Annotated in this window: 14 protein-coding genes and 2 pseudogenes; 8 read left to right on the forward strand and 8 right to left on the reverse strand. The window is 56.5% G+C overall.

What is annotated here, in order from left to right:
- Positions 1–68 precede the first annotated feature (68 nt).
- Entirely contained in the window at positions 69–3,878 is a 3,810-nt protein-coding gene (locus tag Q363_RS07330; RefSeq protein ID WP_035349052.1) for a PAS domain-containing protein, read from the reverse strand.
- A 561-nt stretch (positions 3,879–4,439) separates the two neighbouring features.
- Here Q363_RS07330 and Q363_RS07335 point away from each other — a divergent pair.
- The 6 genes from Q363_RS07335 to Q363_RS07360 all read left to right on the forward strand — a co-directional run bounded on the left by Q363_RS07335 (position 4,440) and on the right by Q363_RS07360 (position 11,000).
- Complete coding sequence (locus Q363_RS07335) at positions 4,440–5,039, forward strand: IS110 family transposase (protein WP_084080118.1); 600 nt, start codon at positions 4,440–4,442, stop codon at positions 5,037–5,039.
- A gap of 34 nt (positions 5,040–5,073) precedes the next feature.
- A complete protein-coding gene (locus tag Q363_RS07340) occupies positions 5,074–5,823 on the forward strand; it encodes a DUF4331 family protein (protein WP_281175976.1) in 750 nt (249 codons plus the stop codon).
- 72 nt (positions 5,824–5,895) lie between these two features.
- Positions 5,896–7,173: a tetratricopeptide repeat protein gene (locus Q363_RS07345; protein ID WP_035349054.1), complete on the forward strand. Its 1,278-nt coding sequence runs from the start codon at positions 5,896–5,898 to the stop codon at positions 7,171–7,173.
- Positions 7,174–7,194: 21 nt separating this feature from the next.
- Complete coding sequence (locus tag Q363_RS07350) at positions 7,195–8,526, forward strand: tetratricopeptide repeat protein (protein ID WP_035349056.1); 1,332 nt, start codon at positions 7,195–7,197, stop codon at positions 8,524–8,526.
- On the forward strand, positions 8,516–10,030 hold the full coding sequence (locus Q363_RS35815) for a nickel/cobalt transporter (protein WP_051978506.1): 1,515 nt from the start codon (positions 8,516–8,518) through the stop codon (positions 10,028–10,030). The genes Q363_RS07350 and Q363_RS35815 overlap by 11 nt, the downstream gene beginning before the upstream one ends.
- Before the next feature lie 178 nt (positions 10,031–10,208).
- On the forward strand, positions 10,209–11,000 hold the full coding sequence (locus Q363_RS07360) for a hypothetical protein (RefSeq protein ID WP_035349057.1): 792 nt from the start codon (positions 10,209–10,211) through the stop codon (positions 10,998–11,000).
- A 1,422-nt stretch (positions 11,001–12,422) separates the two neighbouring features.
- On the opposite strand, the gene Q363_RS43785 is transcribed toward Q363_RS07360, so the two are convergent.
- The 7 genes and pseudogenes from Q363_RS43785 to Q363_RS46140 all read right to left on the reverse strand — a co-directional run bounded on the left by Q363_RS43785 (position 12,423) and on the right by Q363_RS46140 (position 16,510).
- The gene (locus tag Q363_RS43785; RefSeq protein WP_051978507.1) at positions 12,423–12,710 is read right to left on the reverse strand and encodes a cupredoxin domain-containing protein; all 288 of its coding nucleotides are present in this window, start codon (positions 12,708–12,710) and stop codon (positions 12,423–12,425) included.
- Between the two features lie 18 nt (positions 12,711–12,728).
- Complete coding sequence (locus tag Q363_RS43790; RefSeq protein ID WP_245632099.1) at positions 12,729–12,929, reverse strand: hypothetical protein; 201 nt, start codon at positions 12,927–12,929, stop codon at positions 12,729–12,731.
- Positions 12,930–12,938: 9 nt separating this feature from the next.
- Positions 12,939–12,989 (reverse strand): annotated as a pseudogene (locus Q363_RS46130) (hypothetical protein); the annotation flags it as partial.
- Positions 12,990–13,002: 13 nt separating this feature from the next.
- A pseudogene (locus tag Q363_RS46135) lies at positions 13,003–13,410 on the reverse strand (multicopper oxidase domain-containing protein); the annotation flags it as partial.
- A 105-nt stretch (positions 13,411–13,515) separates the two neighbouring features.
- Positions 13,516–13,872, reverse strand: a complete 357-nt coding sequence (locus Q363_RS07375) for a metal-sensitive transcriptional regulator (RefSeq protein WP_035349059.1) — start codon at positions 13,870–13,872, stop codon at positions 13,516–13,518.
- A gap of 8 nt (positions 13,873–13,880) precedes the next feature.
- Positions 13,881–16,280, reverse strand: coding sequence for a heavy metal translocating P-type ATPase (locus Q363_RS07380; protein WP_035349060.1), 2,400 nt, complete (start codon positions 16,278–16,280; stop codon positions 13,881–13,883).
- A 17-nt stretch (positions 16,281–16,297) separates the two neighbouring features.
- Positions 16,298–16,510: a heavy-metal-associated domain-containing protein gene (locus Q363_RS46140; RefSeq protein WP_035349061.1), complete on the reverse strand. Its 213-nt coding sequence runs from the start codon at positions 16,508–16,510 to the stop codon at positions 16,298–16,300.
- A 953-nt stretch (positions 16,511–17,463) separates the two neighbouring features.
- Between Q363_RS46140 and Q363_RS41980 the strand changes: the two genes are divergently transcribed.
- Both Q363_RS41980 and Q363_RS07400 read left to right on the forward strand, forming a co-directional pair.
- Entirely contained in the window at positions 17,464–17,736 is a 273-nt protein-coding gene (locus Q363_RS41980; RefSeq protein ID WP_035349062.1) for a hypothetical protein, read from the forward strand.
- Between the two features lie 1,541 nt (positions 17,737–19,277).
- Positions 19,278–20,624 (forward strand): TolC family protein, encoded by a 1,347-nt coding sequence (locus tag Q363_RS07400; RefSeq protein WP_084080123.1) that lies wholly within the window; start codon positions 19,278–19,280, stop codon positions 20,622–20,624.
- Positions 20,625–20,626: the final 2 nt, after the last annotated feature.

Genomic DNA, 20,626 nt, shown 5'->3' on the forward strand with positions numbered 1-20,626 from the left:
CTTTTCCGAATCGGTTTGCCGCCCAGACCTCAATCTGTATCACCGAGAGGCGGCCAAGGGACACCGAATCAAGTTCCCGCAGTGGGCTCTCTCCCTTCGGCTGCGGTCGGCAGAGCGAAATGAAATGTAGCGCCCCGTCCGTCATTCGCCGTAGCCCACAAATGGCCACCATACGACTTGATAATTGAGCGGCTAATCGCTAACCCCATGCCGCTGCCTTGTGGCTTGGTGGTGAAGAAGGCGCTAAAAATCTGATCGGCCATTTCGGCGGGCAGTCCTACGCCGGTATCACTTACCGAGATCAGCACTCGGCCATCCTGGTCCAGTTCCGATTTCACAGTAAGGACTCCGCCCATCTCCTTCATTGCCTCGATGCCGTTGAGCATGAGGTTCATGAGCACCTGCTGCAGTTGCACACGGTCAGCCATAATTTTGGGAAGGTCGGGGCAAAGGTCCCTATGTATCGAAACCGCATACCGGCTGGCCTGGCCCCGCAGGAGGATGACCATTTCGTCGACGATTTCGTTTACCTCCACAAGTTCACGTTTTGGAGGAACCTTCTTGTACAACGACCGTAAGCGGTCGATGATGTCAGCGGCACGCTTTCCGTCCTCCACGATACTTTCTATCGCTTCAAACGCCTCTTCCAAATCCGGCTGGTCGCGCTTCAGCCAAAGTAAGGCCGCGTTGGCGTTGGCGATCGCTGCCGCGATTGGCTGCTTCAGCTCGTGAGAGATCGAGGCCACCAATTCTCCCATCATGCTCACGCGGGTCACATGTGCGAGGTCTGACCGCAGGCTCTCACGCTCTTGCTCGGCACACTTGCGCTCCGTGATGTCGGTCGAGCTGCCGACGAATTGCTCCAAATCTCCGGTGTCGGAAAGGACGGGATGGCCGACAGTGTGGATCCATTTCACCTTTCCATTCGGAATAACAATTCGGAACTCCAGCTCGTAATCGGCTGTTTCCACGATTGCCCGTTCGATCGCGCCCTTCCACTTAAGGCGATCCTCCGGGTGGACGCGTTCGAGACGTTTTTCCCACGCCGGCGGTCCCTCAGCCGGATCGAAGGCGTAAATCCGGTACCACTCCTCGGAGAGGTGCAACGCGTTCCGATCCGGTACGTGCCAAATCCAGCTGCCCGTGTGGGTCAGCCTTTGCGCCTCGGTCAAGTGCGCTTGCCGAAGCTCCAACTCCTGGGTCAGCAGCTCTTGCTCTGTGATATCCATGGAGGTGCCGAGAAATCCCTTGAGGATTTCGCCTTCAACAACGGGAATTCCGACGCAGCGAATGTAGCGTAGCTCGCCGTCGGGGCGAACAATTCGTTTTTTTACATCGCAGCCAGAGCGTTCCGCATGCATTCTTCTTATGGTCTCAGCCATAAAATCGCGGTCTTGTGGGTGAACCGTGGCCAGATACTGTTCAAGTGTCGGGGCTCCCTTCTGCGGATCGAGCCCATAAATCTTGAACAGCTCCTGCGACCAGTAATCAAAAAAACCAGAGGGGTTAAATGCCCAACTTCCCATATGAGCGAGCCGCTGTCCTTCGCTGAGATAGTGCTCACTCAGGCGCAGCTCTTTCGTTAATCGCTCTTGCTCAGTAACATCCATCCCTGTCCCAAGGAAACCCTGGAAAGTCCCCCCTTGCGTGACCGGAACACCCACCCAGCGCACGCTACGAATCTCTCCATCTCGCCGCATAATCCTTTTCGTGAAGTCGAATGCGCGACGGTCGACCAACATCTGAGTAATTCCTTGTTTCATGAACGCGCGATCTTCCGGGTGTACAAGAGCCAAATATTCTTCTACAGTTGGCGGCTTGCCACTCGGATCAAGACCGTAAACCCGGAATAAGTCGGAGGACCAGTAACTGAATCCGGTAGCGTTGAATGCCCAGCTGCCCATATGGGCAAGGCGCTGCCCTTCAGTGAGATAAAATTGGCTTTGCTGAAGCGCCTCCTCGGCAGACTTGCGCTCCGTTACATCGATCACGGTACCCACGAACTCGCCGAGATTGCTGGATCCGTTGAGGACCGCATGACCGACGACGTGAATGTCCCTGATCCCCTTTTCCGGATGAACGACCCGGTAGTCCAGTTCGAAATCCGCTTTGTCGCGGATGGCTTTCTCGAACCGTTCCCTGCTCGCGGCTTGATCGTCCGGATGAATTCGATGAAGAAATTCTTCGAATCGCGGCAGCGGGCCAGCGGGATCGAATCCCAACACGCAGTAGCACATCTCCGACCAGTACCTGATATCACCGGTCGCGGGGTTCCATGCCCAACTGCCAGTTTGACTGAGTCTTTGCGCTTCCGCCAGATATGCTTCGCTTTCACGTAGCCTCTGTTCCGCGCGCTTGCGGTCAGTAATGTCCTGGATCGTTCCGAATATTCGGTAGGGCCTGCCCGAGGCGTCCCTGTTCACATCGCCCTGAAAGTGCGCGATGCGCACTTCGCCCGTTGGCCGGAACAAGCGACATTCAACATTAAAGCGGGCACCGCCGAGAGCCTCTTCCATGCCTCGCTGCCAATCTTCGGGGTGGACCTTTTCCTGCACCGTAGCTAAGTCCATAGGACGTTCCTGAGGCCGCAGTCCATAGATGCGATAGGTCTCATCCGACCAGTTCACTCGACCCGTTAAGATGTCCCATTCCCAGTACCCAACATGGGTGATGCGCTGGGCCTCTTCAAGCTTGGCTTTGCTTTCCTGCAAATCGCGCGATAATACCCCCAGGGCTTCCTCGGCGCGTTTGCGATCTTCGATGTCGGTCGTGACCCCATACCACTTGACGATGTTTCCATCTTCATCTCGGAGCGGCACTCCGCGGTCCAACTGCCAGCGATATTGCCCATCCGAGCGGCGGGAACGCACCTCACTTTCGTGAGGCTTGCCGGTAGCAACCGCTTCCATCCATTTACCTGCATGTCGCTCAAGATCATCAGGGTGAACTAGCGCTTGCCACCCTGATCCGGCTGTCTGTTCCGCCGATGACCCGGTGTACTCCACAAATCGCTTGTTAACGTAAGTATTGGAGCCATCGGGCAGAGCACTCCACACTAGTGCCGGAATCGTATCGATCGCATCGCGAAGCTCTTTTTCACTCTTACGAACGGCATCCCCTGCTCGTTTCGCGTCGTCGATGTCGAGACTAACCCCTATCCAAAACCGTAGAGTTCCATCGTTCGCGTGGAGGGGTTCGACGCGACTGAGGAACCAGCGGTATCCCCCTTCAGCATTACGAACTCGAACCGTCACCTCACCGGCACACCCCGTGCGCAGACAGGTGGACCAGACTCTGCGTGTCTCTTCCCGGTCGTCCGGATGCAGAAGGGGGATATGCGAATCCCACGCTGCTCCCGTGTCAATACCGAAGCGCAGAGGATGATCTTTCGGGAGACCAAGGTAGTTCGCATTTCGTTCATTCACGAAGGTGAGGGCGCCGGACGGAAGAGCGTACCATGTGTACGCGGGAATCACATTGAGAGTGGCTTGTAACTGTGCTTCCAGAAGCGGAACCTGCTGTGTAGCACCGTTCACGTTTAATCCGGTAAACAACCAGAGTTCTGTCCCGTCGCGAACTTTGTGCCCGAAAGCGATCAGTTCAACCGTTTCGGGGACACCATCAGATCCTTGCATGCGGACGTGCATGCGATAGGAAGTCCCGGACGCGAGAGATCTTTGCCAAGAAGCCGTCGCGGCCGTTCGATCCTCCTCCAGAAGGAAATCGCTCCAATCGGCTTGGCTGATCTGATCTAAGTTGAGACCGGTGAGACGTTGCAGCGCTGGGTTGGCATATACGCAACGACCCTGACGGGTCGCCAGCCACGTGGGGTTTGGAGAGCCCCGAATGAACGTGTCGATTTTGGTGATCTCAACCATCAACCACGGCCAACCTAAAGGAATCCATCCGGCAGAGCATCGACCTACAATGCTACCTCGTTTCGATTCCGATCGGCAGATCGACCGATTCCTGCTTCCTGATGGGGCGTCGAGACTCGGGAGCCATGGGATGAATGTTACTCCGATGAGCAACACCATACTACTGACAGCGGATAAGGAAAGCGAAGGATATCTCGTGTCCGGTCTCATGATCAAAGTCCGAAAAAACGCCCCTACGAGGGTTTCTGCGTTATCCAAAACAGCTTGAGGAAGTTGACCAGATAAGTAACGAGAAGCGTATCGTGGATGCCGGTCGAGTGACAGCCGCAGCCCGCGCCGACATTGGTGCTATTTGAGCCCGTCGAGAAGCGTGGGTCCGGGGTTGCGTACAGATGTGTGATGACGACCGCTCATCGAGCGGCGATCTCGATTGGGAGTTTGCTCTGCATTCGTGCCCTGGGCACTTGGCCGGCACCGGAGGTCCGCATGTCTAAGCAGAGTCATAGAAGGTGTGATCAGCTGCCGGTCCTGCATTCCAACGCAGCCGGGATGTAGGAGCGAGTGAGCTGTGGGTCGCGGTTGGTGCCGACCCGCGACCCACAGCCGGTGCGCCGTTTCCCGACGTTCACACGAGATCTATACGCCCTTGCCGATTGGTTGCAACAGTGCGGGGTCCGTTCCGTCGCGATGGAGTCGACCAGTGTCTACTGGATTCCGATCTATCAGATTCTGGAGGCTCGCGGTCTCGAGGTCTGCCTGGTCAACGCACAGCACGTGAAGAACGTGCCAGGACGCAAAACGGACGTCTCCGACTGCCAGTGGCTTCAGTACCTGCACTCTGTTGGTTTGCTGCGAGCGAGCTTCCGTCCGCCGGGCGCGATCTGCGCTGTACGCGCTCTCTGGCGGCACCGCGGCAGCCTGGTCCAGATGGCGGCCGAGCACATCATGCATATTCAGAAGTCGCCGGATCCACTCACACTCGCTCGGCTCTGCCATAGCCGAGTGAAGAGCAGCGAGAGCACCGTGGCAAAGTCGCTCGAAGGAGATTATCGGCCAGAGCACGTCTTCGCGCTACGGCAGTCACTGGCAGCGTATCGCTACTATCAGCAACTGCTCCTGGAAACGGGATCAGGAGATTCATCGCTAGATAAGTCGGCATGACGTCAGAAATCCCGCGGTTCCAGCCGTCAACGCGATTGCAATAGAAGTGCCCATTGAGGTGCTTACACGTACACACGTTCTTGAGCCCGCGAATTCGCCTGACGCAACAATTGGGATTTGGGGAACAACTTCACGTCCTCGGCTGACCGTTCGTCGCTCTCCGAATCCAGCTATAAGTTCGGGTTCGTATCGCCAAGTGCAGAGAATGGGCAATCCTCTTATCAATGAGCTGGTGATCGGCATTGGTTCCAAGGATCGCTTCAGCATGGACCAGCCGGTGAACGATAGTCAGTTCGCTAATTTCTTCCTTGATCCTCCGATCGTTCATGTTGTCGATGCAATCTACGGAAAGCTCTTTCCTGGTGCATTGACGGTGCCAACCGCTCCGAGAACAGATTTGCTTCCTCTGGTGACCTATGCTGCACCAATTGCCGCACCTGGTACTCCTGCTGGTCCGGTGGCAGATATGCTTCGCCTCAATACGGGTGTTCCAGCGACACCCTTCGTTAACGCGAGCCGTCTCGGCCTCCTCGGAGGAGATGCGGCGGGCTATCCCAACGGACGGCGTCTGTTCGACGACGTCGTAGACATAACGCTCCGCGTGGCCGTTGGAGGGGTCTTGATTCCAAGCTTCAATCACTTTCCGAACAATATTCTGGGAGATGGAGTCAATGTGAACGACGCCCCATACCAGCTACAGTTCCCATACTTAGCGGATTGTCCGAGTGGGCGAAACCGTCGCCATATCGATCCAGGAGAGCCGGGCGGAGGACCCGTACAGTAGACAGTCACCTTCACCATTGGTCGCGTTTTGAATGGGCGCGACCCTGAAATTCCGGATGGAGAAAGGGACGAAATGAAGACGTTTCGTTTGGTAGTCATGGTTCTCATCCTGGCGCCCATCGATTTCGCACAGGTCGCTTCAAACAACTCAACGCCAGCTCAGTTGAAAGTGGCCTGGGCGGAGGCGGCTATCAGGGCACATGGCGATCACTGCCAGCCTTACAACGATCTTGCAGTCGCGTATGTGCGGCGTGCTCGCGAGACCGGTGATGATAGCTACTACAGTCAGGTGGAATTAGCGCTCAAAAAGTCATTTCAAATCATGCCGGATAACCTGGAGGGACAGAAAGCACGCCTGATGATACTGCTGGGGCGAAGCGAGTTTACAGGCGCTCTGGAACTTGCGAAAGCGCTCAATAAGAAGACTCCCGACGATGTTTTAGTATATGGACTCCTCGCGGACGCGGCCGTCGAACTCGGCAATTACAACGATGCCGAAGTTGCAGTCCAGTGGATGCTGGACATGCGGCCGGGAAATGTACGCGCTCTCCTGCGCGGCGCTCGTTTGCGGTGGCTGTTTGGCGACCCTGAGGGCGCGATGGATTTCTACTCGCAGGCCTACCAGCAGATACCCCCGACACAGGCAGAAGACCTTGCATGGACCTTAACCCAGATGGCGGAGCTGCAATTGTCGGTCGGCCATATCGATGATGCCCGCAAACTTCTTCATTCGGCACAGGGAAAATTTCCAGGCTATTACCTGACTCTCGAAAGCCTGGCATCGGTTGAGATGGCGACACGTCATCCATTAGAGGCGGAATTGTTACTTCGGCAGCGCAATGAGCACTTTCCAAGCGCCGCGAGCCGGTACGCTTTGGCGAAAGCTCTTGAGGAGGCTGGAAAGGGTGCGGAGGCAAACTCCGCCTATATCGCTTTCGAACAAGAAGCGCGCCGCCTGATCAATGCGCCAGACAATGCGAATCAGGGACTCATTCTTTATTACCTCGGTCATGGCAGAGATCCTGCTGAGGCACTGCGCATTGCACGGATCGAAATTGCAAAACGGCACGACGTCAGCACGCTCGACGCGTATGCCTGGGCTTTATCAAGCAATGGCCATTACATGGAAGCGCAACGGGAGATGTCGGCAGCGCTTGCAGTCGGTATTCGCGAGGCAGCGATGTTGTATCACGCGGGAGTTCTTGCCGCGAAACTGAACGACAATTCCTCCGCGGCCGAATACCTGAAGGCTTCGATCGCAATCAATTCGACTTCCGAGATTGGGTCGGCTGCGCGGGAGGCGCTGGACAGATTAACGCCTGCGCTTGCTGGTGCGCACAATGTGAAGTAGAGACTTGGCTGGAGTGAGGACATGACTCGCAAGATCTTATTGCCGATATATCTGACCGGCTGTCTCTTGGGATCTACTCCGGTTCGAGCGCAACAGGATCAAAGCGCCCAACTGGTTAGAAGGTTGCAGGAACGCGTGAAACGGTCTCCCGACGATTATGCAGGTTACGCCGCTCTCGGTGCGGCCTATTTGCAAAAAGGCAGAGAGACCGCCGACGCAACGGAATATGAGTTAGCAAGAGTGGCCCTTGAAAAATCGCTCGACCTGCTCTCGAACGGTCCCGCCGCGGCGTTTCCGATGACGCAAATGGCGGCATTGTGTATGGTGGAGCATCGGTTTCAGGATGCCCTGACCTGGGCACAAAACGCACTTGCACAAGGGTCCGGTGATCCTGCCCCGTGGGCCCTTGTTGGTGACGCTCTCGCGGACATGGGCGATTATGCCGAAGCGGAAGAAGCCTACTCGAAGTTACAGAGTCTTTACGGTTCCGAAGACACGAGACTTGCTATGTCCTACCAACAGACAAGCCGCCTGTCCTACCTTCGATTCATCGCTGGCGATACATCAGCCGCGACTCAACTCCTGCGGAAGGCCGTGCAGATGGCGATAGAGATGCATATGCCGGCCGAGAATATTGCCTGGAGTGAATATCAGCTTGGTGAACAGGATTTCCATACGGGTGACTTGGTGGCCGCAGAAAGGGCTTATCAAGCAGCACTCGATGAGTATCCAGGCTACTATCGGGCCTTGGTCGGACTGGCAAAATTGCGAGCGGCCCAGGGCAGGTATGGCGAGTCGATCAAGCTGTACAAGGAAGCGATTGCCAAAGTGCCTTATCCCGAGTTTGCTGCTGCTCTCGGCGATATTTACCAGAAAATTGGGCAGTCTCAACAAGCAGCGAAGCAATACCAGTTGGTGGAGCTAATAGGTCGTTTGAATGAGATCAATCAGCAGATTCATAACCGTGATCTGGCGCTCTTCTATGCCGACCATGGACTGGAGCTCGATCGGTCGCTTGCGCTAGCCAGAAAAGAACTGGAAGTTCGACACGATATCTACACATGGGATGTGCTGGCCTGGTCGCTTTTTAAGAATGGGAAACTGCGAGAGGCATCGGAGGCGATCACGCACGCCTTACAGTGGGGGACGAAGGATGCCCAGATATTCTTCCATGCCGGCATGATCTATGAGCAACTCGGTGATTCGGCGAAGTCGAAGGACTATTTGCGGCGAGCGCTCGAAACAAACCCGCATTTCCATGTTGTCTTCTCCGAACTGGCAATTCAGGCGCTGGCGCGGCTGAATTCGAAGCCACTTGCAACGAATTCCGGAGAGGGTGGCCATGCTCACTAGAAGGGAAGGGAATTGCTACAGGAGATGCCTTGCAGGGAAGCTGTCGATCGCCTCCTTCGCAGTGTGGGCAGGGTTATTCGCCGAGTGTGCTTTAGCCCATCCTATGGGCAACTTCAGCATTAGCCACTATGCAGGGATAAGGATTGAGAGCGGTGAAGTCGAGATTCGCTATTTGATCGATATGGCGGAGATCCCAACGTTTCAGGAGATTCAACATAGTGGAATCACGGCTCGGTCTGACGATCCAAACCTGACGAACTACCTGGCGATAAGGGCGAGAGAGTTTGGCAATGGGCTCAAGCTCTCTATCAATGGTCAAAGCCTGCGCCTCCGCCCGGTGAGTCAGCAAGTGATCTTTCCTCCCGGAGCTGGAAATCTTCCCACGATGAAGTTGGGCTTCGTCTTTCGCGCAAAAATGCCCGAGGACTGCATGACAGAGAACTGTCAGCTGGACTACCAGGATGTTAATCTGGCGGACCGCGCCGGATGGAAAGAGATCACCGTAAGTCACGCCCAGGAAGTAACTCTGACGAGCAGTACTGTGCCGGATCATGATCGGAGCGGGCAGCTTTCGAACTATCCTACGGATCTGCTCAACAGTCCGCCCCAGGATCTTCAGGCCAAGATTGTTTTTGCGGCCAATCACGCAAAGGCCTTACCATCCTCTCCTCTCCGCGCCGGGACTACCAAGGCGTCGTCGAACTCTTTCCACGAACGTCGATTCGAGAAAGACAAGACCGGAGTTGTGCCAACCGCTGCGCCGTCGGCTGCGACCTTGCCCGGCGCAGCGGCCCCTAACATCGAGATCAAGCCAAACCAGCAGTCGACTCCGCGAAATGCCTTCACCGAAATAATGGGAACACAACATATAGGGTTAGAGATGGCGCTACTGGCGGCGTTGATCGCTGCAGGTCTCGGAGCGTTACATGCTCTTGAGCCGGGCCATGGCAAGACAATCGTCGCGGCCTACCTGGTGGGAGGAAGGGGCACAGCACGAGATGCTTTTCTCCTGGGCACTATGGTCACTATCTCTCATACAGCGGGAGTGTATCTCCTCGGCGCCGTCACGCTCTACGCCCAGAAATACATACTGCCGGAGAAGCTTTATCCGCTGATGGGAGTGCTCTCGGGAATCCTGATCGCTGGAATGGGTTTGTATCTTTTTCTTCAGCGATATGCGGGCCCCGAGTTCGCGCATTCGCACAGTCACAGTCATGGGCCGGGCGGCCACTACCACAGGAGGCCTACGGTGGAGCAGGGATTGGGCAAGCCTGATGATCGTATTTCGGCGCGACAGCTTCTCATATTGGGAATCACAGGTGGTATGGTTCCGTGTCCCGCAGCGCTGGTCGTGCTGCTGAGTGCTTTGGCGTTGCACCGTGTCGCGTTTGGCCTCTTCTTGATCGTTGCCTTCAGTATCGGGCTGGCGGCAGTTCTGATTGGCATGGGGCTGGCTGCCGTCTATGCCGGTCGGTTGGTATCACGATCGGGGGGGGGCGGATAGTCCGCTCATTCAGCGCTGGCTGCCGCTGAGTTCGGCGGTCATGATTACGGTTCTCGGCTGCACGATTGCCTTGCGCGGACTCATGGCTGCCGGGATTGTGCAGATTCGTTTGTGAATGCGAGTCGCTGGGTTATCGTCGAACGCTACGAGCCGCCCAGCGTGAATTTCAGGAGGCCGAGTGATTTCTTTTCTTGCCATAGTTCTCGTGGGATTTTTTCTCGGCATGCGCCACGCGACCGACCCGGATCACGTTATTGCAGTGACGACGATCGTCACCAGGAAGAGCGGAATTGCCCGGGCGGGACTCATCGGAGCACTGTGGGGATTGGGCCATACCTTTACAATCTTCGTTGTCGGCTCGGCGATCATTTTGTTCAAAGTCACGATTCCGCCCCGTGTAGGCTTGTCGATGGAGTTTGCCGTCGGCTTGATGTTGATCCTTCTTGGCATCCTGAATCTGACGGGAGTTCTTTGCTGGCTTCAGGAAAGGCTGTCGCCGGGCGCAGCTATATTAGAATTTCCTTTCCGAGACGGTTCTGCCTCCTCATCGACGCGAGGAGGCCGCTCGAGCCTGGAGGGACCGGATCGTACCAAGCCGCGGACGCGGATGGGCAAAGCCTTTCCTGGTATCGGGTTTTACAATGCTCTGCGCCCGATTGTTATTGGAATCATCCATGGCCTGGCGGGTTCGGCGGCTGTCGCATTGATGGTGATGACGACGATAGCCGATCCGTGGTGGGCTATCGCTTACCTCCTGCTATTTGGTGCCGGCACGGTCGCAGGCATGATACTCATAACATCGCTGATTGCCATGCCGTTTGCTTGCTGCCCAGAGAGATTCTCCTATTGGAATCGGTCGATTTCAGCGGCGTCTGGATTGCTCAGCATTGGCTTCGGAATATTTCTCTCTTACAAAATGGGAATCGTGTACGGCCTCTTCACTGAATATCCCCAGTGGACGCCCCGTTAGAGCGATCCTACATCGGGCCGTGCCCATTTCATTGGGACGAAACCGGACGCCAAGTTGCTAGCTGTGTACGACATTAAGTGGAATGCATCGAGTCCAAAGCTCAATCCGCAGATCATCGCGTCCACCGCGGACCCCGCGCATCGCCCCTGAGTTGACTCGCTCCTGGTGATACCGGACGACCTCGTCTGCACTTTCCAGATTCTGCTTCTGCAGTTCCACAGCTGCCTTTGCCGCTGCGAAGTTCCAGTATGCATTTTTGCGATGCGGGCGGACAATTGCTGTCGCAGCAGAGCAGCTGTGGCCTCGGTGCTCTGCTGGCGTTCGATTTGGCAAAGCCGGCCCGTTGCTTCCCGCTATCCCTACGGTCTGACCGACAAAAACATAAGACTCACTGTTGTCTGCCATCGAAAAGTTGCTGTCCCACGGCCGCAGATCCTCCGATTGCAGAAACAGCCTGGGATTGGGTTTCAGCGTTGCTTGCTTTATAAGATCCGATGTTTGATCCGCCTGCCCTTGATAAACCTGCGCTACAGGACTGCGTAGCCCCTCTTCTATAGCCTGATGCAGGCTTAGCGTCTGTTGTGCACATGCGTAAGAACCGGTTACGAAAACGGCGGAGACGCAAGCTAACCCAACTAACTCCTCCGCATCTGAGACAGCCTTTCTGAGGAAGTAGCGAATAGTTTCATAGGATCTTGAATGGAGACCTTCCAACGGTTTCAGCGTTGGACATTTCCTTTTTCGACAGACGCTTCCAGAGCCTTCCCACCCGCGCCGATAGTCCGAAAATATGACCGGCGTTGAGAGGACCGAGAACGCGATGATGCCCGAACAGCAGCCAATCCTATGGAGGCAATACAGCCACACTGCTCATAGTCGGGATCTCCGCCAAATTGACAAGGGGCAATGCTAGGCCCTTCGTTTCGGTGGACGGCCTGCCACCGGAACATGACGAACGGCGGAAACCAGCGACCTATGACCGCATCCTGAAGAACATCAAGGGCGCTGAAGTCACCATCCATTGCACGATTACCTCTCAGATTGCAGACCGCGAAGGCTATTTGCAGAGTTTTCTACACTTCTGGTGCGATTGGCTGGAAAGTAAAGAGAATCTGGTTCAGCTTGTTTCCGCCGCAGCGCGGTGCCAAAGACCATGAGATTCTGACGCCGGCCCAGCGCGTTGCGGTCATGAAGAACTGCTCCGGCTCAGACAGCGGTACTCCATTCTGGATATGCCGGAAGCGGTAATCGCTGGGATCAAGAAGCCGCCTCGCAGTCCCAGGGAGTGCATCTTTGCCGGACCACCGCAACCATTTCAGCAGACCTGAAGGCCGAGCCGGGGCGTGAGCGTGCCGCGCGCGAAACCGGTGCGATCTTCTGCCTGGGCGAAGATCGTGTAAGCGGTTTCGTCGCGCGGCTGCACTACCACGTCATAAGTCTCTGCAACCCCATACGGAATTCATCCACTTCAACAGGCTCGACATCGTTCCCGTCGTCGGCCTGCACTACAGTCATTGAAAGACCAGGAATCCGAACATCGAAGAGTGTCATCGACGATCCGTTAATGAAGCGAAGACGCACACGCTCGCCGGGCCGAAAGAGCCGCGTCCAGTTTGCCCGCGGAGAATTGCCGTTCAGCAGGTACGTATAGGCGACCCCCGACACATCAGCAATATCATTGGGGCTCATATTCATGCGTGCCCACGCCATGCGCTCCGAGAGCGAGGCTCAGGCGCCCTTTTCCTTCGCATCGCTGATGAAATTCGCGACCGTGTGCCGATGGTAGTTGTAGTAATCGCTCTCCTGTTCCAAGTTGTTGAAGATTGACTTCGGATCTGCATCGGTCCAGTCCGAGAGCAGCACGACGTATTCGCGGTCGAACTCGACAGGGTATGGATCGCGAGGCTCGATGACCAGTGCGCCAAGCAAGCCGGTTTGCTCCTGGAATTGCGTGTGATTGTGATACCAATAGGTGCCGCTCTGAAGCACCGGAAAACGGTAAAACGAAGGTTTCGCCTGGGGCGATGCCTCGATAACTCAGGCCGGGAACTTCGCCCATCTCCGTGGGAATCCGCATCCCATGCCAGTGGATTGAGCTGGACGTCTTGAGGCGGTTGGTCACGGCGATCGTGATGGTGTCGCCCTCGCGCCACCGGAGGGTTGGTCCGGGGGAAGAACCATTCACGCCGGTTGTGATCCTGCGGCGCCCGGTGAAATTCACGGGCAGCGTGTCAAGCGTCAGCTCGAAGTGCTTGCGCGACAATTCCGCGGGTGTGCTCATGGCCGTTTCACTGAGGGCCGCCATACTGTCCCAGCCGAGCGCGGCTAGGGCTCCTGCGGAGGCAATGCCCTGAACAAAGCGGCGGCGGCTGAAAGAGCCAAGGCCCTTTGGGGCGGTCGATCGATTCATGTTCACATCCTTCTCTCGCGCACGAAGTCTCGCTTCGCAGACAATGGATCTCCTGACCGGGCCGGACAGGCTCCTGGTGCGCGCTTCGCAGATGAGATTTTGGGCCTAGCGGGCGTTCTTGTAGATCATGTTCAGAAGTTCGTCGTACATTGCTTCTTTTTCTTCATGCGATCCGGTCCGGATCGCATGGCTGGCGCAATGGGTCAGGTGGTTGCGCATGAGAGAGCGGGCAACCGCGCGCAGAGCTTCCTGCACGGAGGTGACTTGCATCAGGATGTCAGCGCAATACCGATCTTCTTCCACCATGCGCTGGATGCCACGCACCTGGCCTTCAATGCGGCTGAGCCGACGAAGATTTGAAGCCTTGATTTCAGGATCGACGCCAACTGCTTTGCGCCCCTCATCCGGAATTTTGAATGCACAGATTGCTTCGCTTGACTGCGTGTTTTTTCTGGTAGCCATGATTCTCCTTACCCGAGCTTCAGCCGGCTCAAGCGCAAGCTGTTGGTGACGACACTGAATGAGCTGAAAGCCATCGCCGCGCTGGCCAGCACCGGGCTGAGCAGCAATCCGCACACCGGATAAAGAATTCCGGCGGCGATGGGGATGCCGACGACGTTATAGGCCAGAGCCCAGAAGAGATTCTGGCGTATCACGCGCATGGTTCCACGCGAGAGAGCGATGGCGGCCGCGATACCCGTGAGGTCGCTGCGCATCAGCGTCACATCGCCGGCCTCCATGGCGACATCGGAACCGCTCGCCATAGTGATTCCCACATCGGCCTGCGCCAATGCGGGCGCATCGTTGACGCCGTCGCCGGCCATGGCAACAATGCCACGTTCCGCCTGCAGGCACCGAATGACATCGACCTTGCCCTGCGGCAGTACGCCAGCAATCACGTCATCGACGCCGACTTCGCGTGCAATCGCTCGCGCAGTGTGTTCATTGTCGCCTGTGAGCATCACCACGTAGATGCCCTCGCGATGCAATTGGCGAATAGCTGCGATTGACGTCGGCTTAATCGTGTCGGCCACAACAATCACACCCGATAGTGCGCCGTCGATCGCGACCCAGAGCGGCGTTCGTCCTTGTTCTGCCGCTTGTTCCGCCGCGCTTGCCAGCGGCGCGATTGAGATGCTGTAGCGCTCGATGAGCGCCGGGTTGCCGATCAGGATTGCGTGGCCCTCGACGATTCCCGACACGCCATGTCCCGTCATCGATTCAAAGCCCTCCGGCTGCGGTACGGAAAGACCGCACTCCGTGGCATGGCGAACGACCGCTTCACCCAGCGGGTGCTCACTGGCGCGTTCGAGGGCAGCCGCCAGGCGAATCACGTCGTCGCGTGAAAAGCTGCCAGAAAGATTGAGATGTACGTCGGTTACCTCCGGACGACCCGCTGTGACGGTGCCTGTCTTGTCGAGCACCACCGTATCGACCTTCTCCAGACGCTGCAGCGCGTCGCCGCCCTTGATCAACAACCCGAAGGTCGCACCTCTTCCCGTCGCCACCATCACCGCCGTGGGCACCGCGAGCCCCATCGCGCAGGGACATGCAATTACCAGCACTGTGACGGCAGCGGCAAAGGCCTGCATCACGCCCGCGCCGGGTGCAAAGAATCGCCATGCCGCGAAGGTTACGATCGCCAGACCCAGAACCGACGGCACGAAGATTGCGCTGATGCGATCTGCCAGGTTCTGAATTGGTGCCCGCGATCCCTGGGCATCACGCAGCAGCCGCACGATTTGCGCCAGTGTGCTTTCCGCGCCCAGCATCGTCGCGCGATATTGCAGCGAACCACGCTGGTTAAGCGTGCCTCCGATCACGCGGTCGTTCGCTGTCTTTTCGACCGGGATAGACTCGCCAGTAAGCATCGACTCGTCCACGCTGCTGCTTCCGGAAACCACTTCTCCGTCCGTCGGGATGCGCTCGCCCGGACGCACGAGGATGATGTCGCGGTGCTGAATTGCATCGATTGGCACATCGTGTTCCTCGCCTTTGCGCAACACGCGCGCCGTCTTTGGCTGCAGTTGCACCAGCTTCCCCAAGGCAAGCGCGGTGTGGCCCTTGGCTCGGCTCTCCAGTGTATTGCCCACCAGTACAAGACCGATGATCAGAAGTCCCGCTTCGTAGTAAACGTCGGGCGCAATGCCATGAGAAATGAAGAAATCCGGCGCGATGGTGGTGGCTGCCGAGTATAAAAAGGCGGTGCCCGTGCCCAGCGCAACCAATGTATTCATGTCCGCCGTCTTGTGTAGCAACGCCGACCACGCCTTGAGGTAAAATCGGCGTCCGGCCCAGCCGATGATGAATATCGAGAGCGCAAAAAGGAACCAGCGTATGCTGTTATCGCTAACTGAATACAGCCAAGGCGCCATTTTGCGCAAAGCCGGATCGAGGACCCGCATGGACCAGTTCATGAACGGGTCCTTCATGCGCTGGAGGTCGCCCACACTCGACATGCTCATCAGTGGCATGGAGGCGACCATGGCGACGACGCCCGCCAGGACGCTGACCCAGGCTTTCCAGCGCAACTGTTGATACTCGCGCAGCTGTTCTTCGTCATTCTTCTCCTGTGCGGCGAGAACCGATTCATTCGCTACCGGCAACTCGGCGCCGTAGCCTGTGCCGCGAACTGTATCGACAAGTCCTGCGGGGGACGTGACCCGCGGATCGAAAGTCACAGTCGCGTTGTGCAACATCAGGTTGACGGTGGCGTCCTGGACGCCTGCCGCCCCCGCCAGCGTCCGCTGGACAAAGGACTGGCATGCCGCACACGTCATGCCAGTAACTGGAAAGCTCACCTTTTCCAAAGTGGTAGCGGAATCGGCATCTCTACTGACCGCCGCCTCGGTCGTGATGGTATTCGACATGTTTTCGACTCCGTGGGTTAGGGCTCAACACGAGCAGTGAAACCGATCCCATCCACAACCGCTGCAATTTGTTCCGGTTTAGCAGTCGTAGGGTTGAATGTGACAGTCGCGGAACCGACCTTGACCGAGTCCGCACGAACCCCCTCAACGCTGTTAAGCGCATTTGTCACCCTGCGAACGCAAGCTTCACAATGCATCCCTTCGATCAATAGGCTAGTTTTGATTTCCATTTCTCTGAATCTCCCTTCGCTTATTTATATAGATGCCCCTACCCCCTACCTGTATTCAAAGAAAGAATAGACCGAATTCTCCCAATATCGCCACACCCCACGCCGATGGAGGCTACCGCGACACCGGATGCGGTATTTTGTCGTTTTCGGCCAAGGGGTTTCTGGACACATAAGCGCCTTCAGCATCAAGATTCTACTCGGTGAAATTGGAGAGAAGAGCACAGTGAGCGCAGCGATTTGTCGCGCGAAGTCAGTTGGACTTCAACTTTGTGCGAAGAAGCCCGCATCAACCGGGGAGTACAGCCTGAGGACTCGTTGATTTAAAACGCAGTCTCTCCCCATGGCATCCTTCAAGGAAAATGACGGATTAGTTTCTCTTGGGTTTGATGCCGTCAGCGTCACACTGTCCATGCGGCCTCGCGGCGGCGAGGAGCCAGCAGGAAAGACTTGCAATTTGCCCAGATTCCACATAACGCACCGACCCGAATTGCTATGCTGCCAAGCTGGACGCGCACGTAAAAGCTAAGTTTGCCGCCAAGCCGGAGGTTGTCCAGATCAGCACGGCATACAAGCAACCGTCGGAAAGCGAAAAGGCCATCCTGCGCAATAAATATGCGCGATCAGGGATGAGAAGCCAGACACGCCTGAGAAGTCGAAGTGGCGGGAGTTCAAAACGTGTAAGTAGCCTACCGAGACTCGTTTCCGACGGCATCGACAAGGGCGAACTGCGAAAGGTTTGTACCGAGCCAACCTGCCCAGTGCACCTTCCGAAGAAGCAGACCCCCGAAGGCCGATGCCAGCTTCAAGGCGGAGCAGGAGAAACGCCGCCGTGAGGAGGCATTGTCGAATGCGACCGGAATCCGTGTCCTGCTAACGATCGTTGCCGCTGTGCCGGTTCGTCTGATGAATCGCGATCTTCTAGAGAACGTTAGTGCACTACGGGAGAATAGGTGATGCCCCAGATCGACATCGATTTTGAAGTGTTCAAGAAATTAACAAGTCGGAGGCAGACAAAAGATATTACGTGCAATGACGTGATCCGTTGGCTCCTGAAACTTCCGCAGCAGGCCAAAAGCCAAATTATGTCGGCGGCGAATGGCAGCGACCCCTGGATTGTGTCAGATACGAGCTTCCTGGCAGGATCAGAATTTATGGCGGACTACAAGGGGAAAGTCCTATTCCGGTATCGTGAAAGGCGGGAAGTTGGAACTCAGCGACGGTCATAGGTTTTCGACGCCTTCGGCCTCTGCCGTCCACATCACTAACACCAACGTGAACGGGTGGAGATTCTGGCGCTGCAAAATGCCCGGCCACTCCCAATACCTGCTTGCCGAGCGGTTGCGCGGGAAGTCGCACGCCTCTAACGAAAGGATGGAGGGTCCCAGCGTTTGACGAACTCTTGCGCGAAATACGGCGAATGGAGGGCACCCATCAGATTCCCGTCTCACTCCCGTCTGACGCGGATGGATATTTCGATAGAAAGTGTTCTTCGGAGGAATGCTTGTTCGAATTCAAGGTACTTGCGGATAACTGGGGGAAAAGGTCCGAGACGAAGATTGTTCTGCCAGTTCTGCGGGCATACAGGCAACTCGACCGAATGGAACACGCAGCAGACAGAGCATCTCCGAGATACCGCTCTCACGCACGTGCAGCAGCGCATCGGGCGCGCGGTGAAGCGCGATGCTGAGAGCTGGAACCGTCGTCAGTCAGCGAATAGTCAGCGAACGTCTTCATCCGAATGCGTATCCGACACGACTGTGAGACTCATCGTAGAGAATGGGCTCCAAAACGCTGGGACGGCGTTTCAACGCTTTGCCGAAACGCTGTAGGCTCGTTTCCCGGCATCCCCAAGGCCGCGTCGCAATGCCTTTCAAAACCTCAAGGAAGGAAGCGACTTATAGAAAAGGGACTACAGGAAAGCCTATAGCGCATATCTGGAGAGTGCCGAGCAGGTCATACTCCTCCGGTAGTTTTTCGATAATCGAAAGGCAATCGCGCACAGCGGCGCGTACTACAAGACGCTGGCCAGAGCGATAGGTCGAATCGCCGGTCCACGCGACGTAGTCATCATCAACCAATCCTGTCTGTGCGCTGAAGATGGCGCTGCTGAAGGCTTCCCGCGTGTGGCCATAACGCCGCTGATTTAATGTTCAACCACGCCATTTCCGGAATCCGGGCAGGACAGAAAAAGGCAGCGCCAACGACGCATAGCGGCAGTCGCAAGCTCGCAGGTTATTTTCAGACGCATGGGTTCTGCCGCAGCCGGTGGCAACAGGATTTGCTGGGGACGACTATCAACGCTCATGGTCACTCACCGGAGCGATGGCGGCTGATACATGACACAGTCGTGAAGCACTCATCCGAGGGGTCGTCAATAAGGGCAGGGGTCTGCAGGGCAGAGGTCGTGGGTTTGATATGGGTTTGATAACGGTTCCTGATCGTTCCTTCGAGCGCCAAAAGAAGCCATCCGTGACGCTTGTTTTCTATAAGTTACGCGTTTCCTTTTCGCTTTCTTGGCAGAGGTCGCAGGTTCGAGCCCGTCGTCCCCGCCATACATTCCAAAATCCATTTGGAATGGACGGAAACCCGCAAGAGTGAAGATAGAGGACAGGGAATTGCCTTTTCCCTTTCGCGGAGCATTCGCGCACCGAACCCGGCTTTCATCGTTACGGTATTAATCAAGAGATGTCTTCGACCACGGTAAGGCGCTGACGGGCGAAGATCCAACCTTCAGGTTTGCATAAGGTTGTCCCAATAGGATTTGGGAATGGCAACAATGTCTCGCGCTGCTAGAGAAGTACGATGCGTCGCGTTGTTTTCGGCGATGGCAGCGATCAACTTTGCGTACGGCCAGAATGCTGCACCAGCTCAACACATTACCTTGTCGGAAGCAATCCGTAGCGCTCAAGCGAACGAGCCGATGTTCGCTGCAGCTGTGGCGGCTCAGCGTACGGCGAAGATCGACGGATATCTGGCGAAAGCTGCACTGCTGCCATCGGTGATTTACCACAACCAGGTGCTGTATACGCAACCCAATGGGCAGACGAACCAGGGCGGGCAGGCTGGAGTGCAGGCTGCACCGATCTTCATCGCCAACAATGCGGTTCACGAGTATGCCAGCCAGGCTTCCATCAACGAAACGATCGGCGTCAGGCAGTTTGCCGACGCAGAGGTGGCCGCGGCGAACTCCGCCCGCGCCTCTGCCGAACTGGAAGTTTCCCGACGCGGATTGGTTTCAGCCGTTGTCACTCTGTACTACACGGTCTCCGTTGCTGAGACCAAACAGAAGCTGCTCCAAGAAGCGCTGACCGAGGCGCAGAAGTTTACCGAGATCACCCGGAAGCGGGAGTCGGCTCGCGAGGTAGCTCATGCCGATTTCGTGAAAGCGCAGCTGCAGGAGCAACAAAGGCAGCGAGATCTGTCCGATGCGACTGTAGTGGCAAATAGAGTTCGCCTTGAGCTGGCCCTATTGCTGTTTCCCGATCCGAGAACGCTCTACACGACGGACTCTCCCGGAGCACCGGCAGAGCTGCCAACGCGAGATGAGGTTAACCGTCTGGCCGCGGACAACAATCCTGAGATTCGGAGCGCGCTTGCCGGCGTGAGTGCAGCCAATGCTGGAGTGAAATCTGCAAAGGCCGCTTACCTTCCGGATCTCGCGCTTAATTTCACCTACGGCATTGATGCACCCCAGTTTGCAACGAAGGGTCCGGAGGGTGTGGATAATCTGGGTTACTCCATGATGGCAACGGTCGATATCCCGGTATGGGACTGGTTCTCCACGCAGAAGAGAGTCAAGCAAAGCGAGATTCAGCGTGATTTCGCAAAAGTGACTCTGACAGCAGCCCAGCGGCGGCTTATCGCGAATCTTGAGGTGGGTTATGCAGAAGCTGCGGCGGCGCGGGACCAGTTAGACCTGCTCGGCCAGAGTGTGCAGACTGCGGCGGAGAGTCTACGCCTCACGAATCTTCGCTATACGGCCGGCGAGGCGACGGCACTGGAGGTGGTAGATGCTCAGAATGCCTACGTTTCCGCACAAACCTCCCAGGCCGACGGTGTTGTTCGGTATGAGACGGCCCTATCTGCACTCCAGATTTTGACGGGAATACTGTAACC

This window comes from Edaphobacter aggregans DSM 19364 (genome assembly GCF_000745965.1).
GTDB classification, from domain to species: domain Bacteria; phylum Acidobacteriota; class Terriglobia; order Terriglobales; family Acidobacteriaceae; genus Edaphobacter; species Edaphobacter aggregans.

What these genes read in the sequence shown, in the direction of transcription:
- Q363_RS43785 (WP_051978507.1), bottom strand. Translation starts at nt 12,710, where the DNA reads ATGGCGTGGGCACGCATGAATATGAGCCCCAATGATATTGCTGATGTG.
- Q363_RS07345 (WP_035349054.1), top strand. Translation starts at nt 5,896, where the DNA reads ATGAAGACGTTTCGTTTGGTAGTCATGGTTCTCATCCTGGCGCCCATC.
- Q363_RS07400 (WP_084080123.1), top strand. Translation starts at nt 19,278, where the DNA reads ATGGCAACAATGTCTCGCGCTGCTAGAGAAGTACGATGCGTCGCGTTG.
- Q363_RS46140 (WP_035349061.1), bottom strand. Translation starts at nt 16,510, where the DNA reads ATGGAAATCAAAACTAGCCTATTGATCGAAGGGATGCATTGTGAAGCT.
- Q363_RS07375 (WP_035349059.1), bottom strand. Translation starts at nt 13,872, where the DNA reads ATGGCTACCAGAAAAAACACGCAGTCAAGCGAAGCAATCTGTGCATTC.
- Q363_RS07380 (WP_035349060.1), bottom strand. Translation starts at nt 16,280, where the DNA reads ATGTCGAATACCATCACGACCGAGGCGGCGGTCAGTAGAGATGCCGAT.
- Q363_RS07350 (WP_035349056.1), top strand. Translation starts at nt 7,195, where the DNA reads ATGACTCGCAAGATCTTATTGCCGATATATCTGACCGGCTGTCTCTTG.
- Q363_RS41980 (WP_035349062.1), top strand. Translation starts at nt 17,464, where the DNA reads ATGCCCCAGATCGACATCGATTTTGAAGTGTTCAAGAAATTAACAAGT.
- Q363_RS07330 (WP_035349052.1), bottom strand. Translation starts at nt 3,878, where the DNA reads ATGGTTGAGATCACCAAAATCGACACGTTCATTCGGGGCTCTCCAAAC.
- Q363_RS35815 (WP_051978506.1), top strand. Translation starts at nt 8,516, where the DNA reads ATGCTCACTAGAAGGGAAGGGAATTGCTACAGGAGATGCCTTGCAGGG.